The sequence below is a fragment of the Blastocatellia bacterium genome (assembly GCA_025054955.1).
Lineage (GTDB): Bacteria > Acidobacteriota > Blastocatellia > HR10 > J050 > JANWZE01.
The window spans coordinates 1-5875 of the sequence record JANWZE010000111.1 but is presented as its reverse complement, the minus strand read 5'-3'; the positions used below and the strand labels follow the sequence as shown (position 1 = coordinate 5875).

Here is a 5875-nt window from a genome sequence, read left to right as displayed (position 1 = left end):
CGCCAATGCCATTGCCATGAACTCCTCTATGTTCAATGCCGCCCGGTTGCTCGGACCATCGCTGGCTGGGGTTCTGATTGCGACTGTCGGTGAAGGAATATGCTTTCTGCTTGACGGCATCAGCTATCTGGCCGTGATTGCCTCCTTATGGGCCATGAAGTTGACGCCGAGGAAAATCGAAAGCCAACGAACTCGTGTGTTGGAAGGATTGAAAGAAGGATTCACGTATGCTTTCGGGTTTGCGCCGATCAAGGCAATCTTGATGCTCATTGGCCTGGTCAGTCTCATGGGCATGCCGTATGTGGTTCTCATGCCCGTTATTGCCCGAGACGTTCTTCGGGGAGGCCCTCATACATTCGGTTTTCTGATGGCCGCCTCGGGCGTGGGGGCTTTGGCTGGGGCTATTTATATGGCGTCGCGAAAAAGTATTCGCGGACTGGGCAGCATCATGACACTGTCGGCTAGTCTCTTTGGCCTCGGACTCATTGCGCTTGCTCTGTCTCGCGCTGTCTGGCTCTCTTTGATTGTGATGTTCGTGACCGGCTTCGGCATGATCGTGCAAATGGCCGCCGGCAACACCGTTTTACAGACCATTGTGGAGGATGACAAGCGCGGGCGGGTGATGAGTTTTTACACGATGGCCTTTTTGGGTATGGCCCCCTTTGGGAGCCTCTTCGCCGGTGGGCTGGCCAGTCAGATCGGCGCGCCCAACACGATCCTGCTCGGCGGTGTCTTTTGCATCTTCGGTTCGATCCTGTTTGCCAGAAAACTTCCCTCGTTGAGAGAAATCGTTCGGCCAATATACGTCAGGAAAGGCATCATTGAAGAAGTCGCCTCAGGAATTCAGGCCGCCACTCAGTAGAATTTTTGGTGATCCGACCTCGATTGTGACGATTTTGCTTGAGATGTACAAATCTGCCTCGCCTGTGAGCGTGTTCAGATCGTCTCAGGAGAGAGCCTAGTTCACGGGGTGCGAACAACCTAGCTTCACGCGACCTCACGCCTGCTTCAGTGGTGCAGCGTTTGCGTTATTTTCAACGCCGCGACCTGTGACGTGCTGCAAGCGGCCCAAGAGTAGGTTCGAGCTGTGTGCCAGAGCCTGGCTCGGCAGGGCCTGGTCTCAGGAGCATCTAGGCAACAAGAACATGTTGAGGAGAAACGGTGATATGGAATCCGTATGGCTTGCAAATAATCGAAGAAGGCTTGATTGTGCTCTTGGCGGTGGAAATGATTGAGTACACCGCCGTCGCTGAGCAATCAAACAGCAGAGCAGGTTGAGGAAGCACAGATGAGCACGACAGCTTCGCATGACCTCGACGATCAAGCAGTGAGCACTGTGGAGACGGCTGCGACTTCGCCTCGTTCGTGGCTCACACCGAATATGGTCGCCATTGGCTTAGCCAGCTTTTTCTCAGATGTCAGCCACGAGATGGCCACCACCATCCTCCCAGTGTTTCTGGCCACGCAGATGGGCGCGTCGGCAGTGGTGCTGGGTCTGATCGAAGGCGTGGCCGATGGGCTGGCCAGCTACTTTAAACTGGTGGGTGGCTGGGTGACCGATCGCATGGGCCGCCGGAAACCAGCCGTGGTGAGCGGCTACTTGCTGACGACCCTGGCCACGTCGAGCTTTGCTCTGGCCCTACACTGGACGATGATCCTGGCAAGCCGCACCTTGGCCTGGGTGGCTCGCGGGTTTCGCACACCGGGTCGGAACGCACTGCTGGCCGATTCAGTCGAGCAGCCATATTACGGTCGTGCGTTTGGCTTTGAGCGGGCGATGGACACGGTCGGAGCGGTCGTCGGGCCGTTGCTGGCGCTGGGTTTGGTGAGCGCCGGTTTTGGTTACCGTTGGGTGTTTGCCGTCACGCTCATTCCCGGCTTGTTGGCGGTCAGCTCGATGGCGTTTCTGGTGCAGGAACAACTTCACGCGCCGCGCGCCGAGGCGCGATTGTGGGGAGAGATCAAGCGTCTGCCGCGCCACTGCTGGCCGTTGCTGCTGGTGATCGGCATCTTTGGCCTGGGGCAATTCGCGCCGACGCTGCTTGTGCTGCGCGCTACTGAGTTGCTCACGCCCGCGCATGGCGCGACGGTGGGTGCAAAATATGCGATGGGACTGTATATGTTCTTCAACATTGTGCAAGCGGCCAGTAGCTACACTATTGGGAGGCTCAGTCAACGGCTGGGGAGTGTGAAGTTACTGGGCGTAGGATATACCCTGTTTGCAGCGGCGGCGATAGGCTTTGCGGTGACTGGTGCGGGGTGGATGTCATTGATCGGATGGTTCATGCTGGCAGGCATTGCCGTCGGGATTATCGAGGCGATGGAGCCGACGGTGACCGCCGAGCTGCTGCCGGAGGATCTTCGTGGCACCGGATTTGGTGTGCTCGGCGCAGCCAACGGCATTGGCGATTTCCTTTCGAGTGCGCTCGTCGGTGGCTTGTGGACAGCGTTCGGAGCGACTGCCGGGTTTGGGGCCGCCGCGCTGTGCAATGCGGCGAGCGTCGTGCTGCTCCTCAGCATGCCGCCGGCCAGTGGCGATCTACCCGGCCTGGGGCGCTGACGTGGAACGCGTAAGCAGCGAGCGCAGTTATGTCCGGAATGGGAAAAAGCTACCGACGAGCAGAATGACAGTTGATGCAGATGAGCTTATAGCTTAAACTCATCTCGTTGATTGTCAGGTGAACTAGGATTTCGCTTGTGAGGCACAACGACGGAGCGTGGACGAGAGGAGATGACAGTAGCTGAGCCCATCATCGAAGCGCGGGCGGTGGAAAAGTTTTACGTTCAACCGGACGGGCATCGCATCGAAGTTATCGCCCCCACTGATTTGGCCATCTACCCGGATAGCATCATTGCACTTCTCGGGCCATCGGGTTCGGGCAAGTCCACGCTGCTACGGATCCTCACGGGACTAGCACGCCCATCCGCCGGCGAGGTCCGCTGGCACGGGCAGCCGCTCGATAGTCAGCGCCCGAATGTCGCCATCGTCTTTCAAAACTTCGCGCTTTTGCCGTGGCTGACTGTGCTGGACAATGTGGAAGCTCCTCTCAAGGCGCGTGGCCTCGGCAAGCTCGAGCGGCGCAAGCGTGCATTGAAAATTCTTGACACGGTCGGATTGGACGGCTTCGAGACGGCTTATCCCAAAGAGTTGTCGGGCGGGATGAAGCAGCGCGTTGGGTTCGCGCGGGCGTTGGTGGTGGAGCCGGAGGTGCTGTTCATGGATGAGCCGTTTTCGGCGCTCGACGTTCTGACAGCGGAGAACCTCCGGGGCGAGCTCCTAGAATTGTGGCTGGATCGAAAAATGCCCACACGCGCGATCTTCATCGTCACCCACAACATTGAGGAGGCGGTGCTGCTGGCCGATCGCATCATCGTGCTGGGTCACACACCCACGCGCGTTCGTGCTGACTTCGAGGTCAAATTAGCCCACCCGCGTGCTCGCAAAGCTGAAGTGTTCGTGGAGATAGTTGACTACATTTACAAGATTCTCACCCAGCCTCACGAAGAGCCGACACAGTTGCTCACCGAAGCCAAGCAGGCAATCGTCATTGAGCCTCCGGCAATGAAGTATCAGATGTTGCCGCACGCGCGACCAGGCGGCATCGCCGGCTTAATGGAGATTTTGCTCGACCGTGGCGGGCGAGATGATCTGCATCGCCTTGCGGCTGATTTGATCATGGAGGTGGATGATCTGCTGCCGATCGTCGAGGCTGCTGGGATACTGGGATTCGTCGGCCTTCAGGAAGGCGATGTCGAGATCACGCCTGAAGGCCGGGCCTTTGCCGAAGCCGACATTCTCACCCGAAAAGCTCTCTTCCGCCAGGCGGCGCTCCAGCACGTCCGTCTGCTGCAGCAGATCGAACATACGCTTCGCGCCAAATCCGATCATGCCTTGCCTGATGATTTTTTCCTGGACATCCTGGAGGAACATTTCAGCGAGGACGAGAGCCAACGGCAACTGGACACAGCGATTCATTGGGGTCGCTACGCCGAAATCTTCGATTACGATGCTGAGAAGGGACGGCTTGTATTAACGGAACCATAGGTGGGGAGTGGACAGCGATCAGTGAGCAGTTGACTATTCAGTGTTCGTGTCCAGACCTTAGGCAGTGGCGGCGCAGGATTCAATGAGGCGACGGTGCTGTCCACTGTCGGGTGACCACTGCTTGGAATTGCCCATGTGCAACAACACGCCACGAAGGCTGAAAATGTTTTTTCGAAGGAGCATGAGCCTGGTATTGACTGTTGACTGACTGCTGCCTTTATGACACGACCGGCACTACTGAAACCTATCATCCCGGAACGCACCTGGTCGCTTCTGACCGATCTGCTCATCTTCGGCGCGGGGCTGGCGCTATTCTATGCAGTGCTTAGCATCGCCCGCACCTGGTTTGGCCCCGTCACGCCGGTGGTGGAGATTTCGCTCGATCCTTCGGCGTTGCCTGGCTATGCGGCCTCTTCGCTTCTGCGCATCACCATTGCCTATGTCCTGAGTCTCATCTTCACACTTGTCTACGGCTACATCGCAGCCTACAACGCCAAAGCCGAACGCATTATGATCCCACTGCTCGACATCTTGCAGTCCATTCCGGTGCTCAGCTTTTTGCCCGGCGTGATGCTGGCGATGGTGGCGCTGTTTCCGCACCGTCAACTCGGCGTCGAGTTGGGTTCAATCCTGCTCATCTTCACTGGCCAGGTGTGGAACATGGCGTTCAGCTTCTATGCCTCGCTCAAGAGCATTCCGCGCGAGTTGCGCGAGGTCGTCGGCATTTATCGCTTCAGTTGGTGGCAACGGTTCACGCAGCTTGAGTTGCCCTACGCAATGATCGGGCTGGTATGGAACTCGATGATGTCGGTGGCCGGTGGGTGGTTCTTCCTGATGGCCTGCGAGATGTTCGTGCTGGGCGAACGCGACTTTCGCCTTCCTGGCATTGGTTCTTATTTGCAGACGGCGGCCAGCGCCGGCAATACGCCCGCCATCCTCTGGGGATTGGGTGCGATGATCGGCGTCATTGTATTGCTCGATCAATTGGTGTGGCGTCCGGTCATCGCCTGGGCCGAGAAGTTTAAATTCGAGCAGGTAGAAAGCGCCCGTGTGCCGCACTCGTTTGTGCTGGATGTGTTGCGCGGCTCGCGGGCGCTCGCTTACATAAACCGCAAAACCATTGCGCCTATGTCTGAGCGCCTGACGTTGTTTTTTGCGCGGCAGGTCTCACTCAGAGAACAGCGTCAACCCTCGGCGTGGCGGATGTGGTTCGTGCGTGCGCTGGCCTTGGTGTTGCTGGCCGCCGTTGCGTACGGGCTAATGCACGTTGCATCGCAGATGGCACGACTCACTACCGGAGAGATGGCTCAGATCATGCGTGGCGCGGGCGCTACCTTTCTGCGAGTCACTGTGGCTTTGCTCATCGGTGTGAGTTGGACCCTTCCAGTCGGCGTGGCTATCGGTTTTAATCCACGGCTGGCGCGTGTGGCGCAGCCGCTCGTGCAGATCGCCGCTTCCGTTCCGGCGACCGCGCTGTTTCCCGTTGTGCTCCTCATGCTCATAAATCTGGGAGGCGGACTGAGCGTGGGCTCGATCCTGCTCATGCTTCTGGGAACGCAATGGTATGTCCTTTTCAACGTGATCGCCGGCGCCATGGCCATCCCCACGGATTTGAAGGAAGCCGCCAGCGTGTTCCGCTTCGGTGCGTGGGATCGTTGGCGATTGCTGATTCTGCCCGGCATCTTCCCCTATCTCATCACTGGGTTAGTGACGGCAGCAGGCGGAGCCTGGAATGCAAGTATTGTGGCCGAATACTTCCACTTCAAGGGTCAGATTCTTTCGACCACAGGCCTGGGAGCAACGATTAGCCACGCCACCGATGCCGGGAAT

Annotated in this window: 4 protein-coding genes; all 4 read left to right on the top strand. The window is 58.0% G+C overall.

Annotated features, from left to right (window positions below):
• The coding region (locus tag NZ823_14140; GenBank protein ID MCS6806267.1) for an MFS transporter at positions 1-862 on the top strand (862 nt) is incomplete at its 5' end.
• A gap of 426 nt (positions 863-1288) precedes the next feature.
• Positions 1289-2560 (top strand): MFS transporter, encoded by a 1272-nt coding sequence (locus NZ823_14135; protein ID MCS6806266.1) that lies wholly within the window; start codon positions 1289-1291, stop codon positions 2558-2560.
• Positions 2561-2731: 171 nt separating this feature from the next.
• On the top strand, positions 2732-4045 hold the full coding sequence (locus NZ823_14130) for a nitrate/sulfonate/bicarbonate ABC transporter ATP-binding protein (GenBank protein MCS6806265.1): 1314 nt from the start codon (positions 2732-2734) through the stop codon (positions 4043-4045).
• Positions 4046-4264: 219 nt separating this feature from the next.
• A partial coding sequence (locus NZ823_14125) for an ABC transporter permease subunit (protein MCS6806264.1) occupies positions 4265-5875 on the top strand: 1611 nt, incomplete at its 3' end.

What these genes read in the sequence shown, in the direction of transcription:
- NZ823_14135 (MCS6806266.1), top strand. Translation starts at nt 1,289, where the DNA reads ATGAGCACGACAGCTTCGCATGACCTCGACGATCAAGCAGTGAGCACT.
- NZ823_14130 (MCS6806265.1), top strand. Translation starts at nt 2,732, where the DNA reads ATGACAGTAGCTGAGCCCATCATCGAAGCGCGGGCGGTGGAAAAGTTT.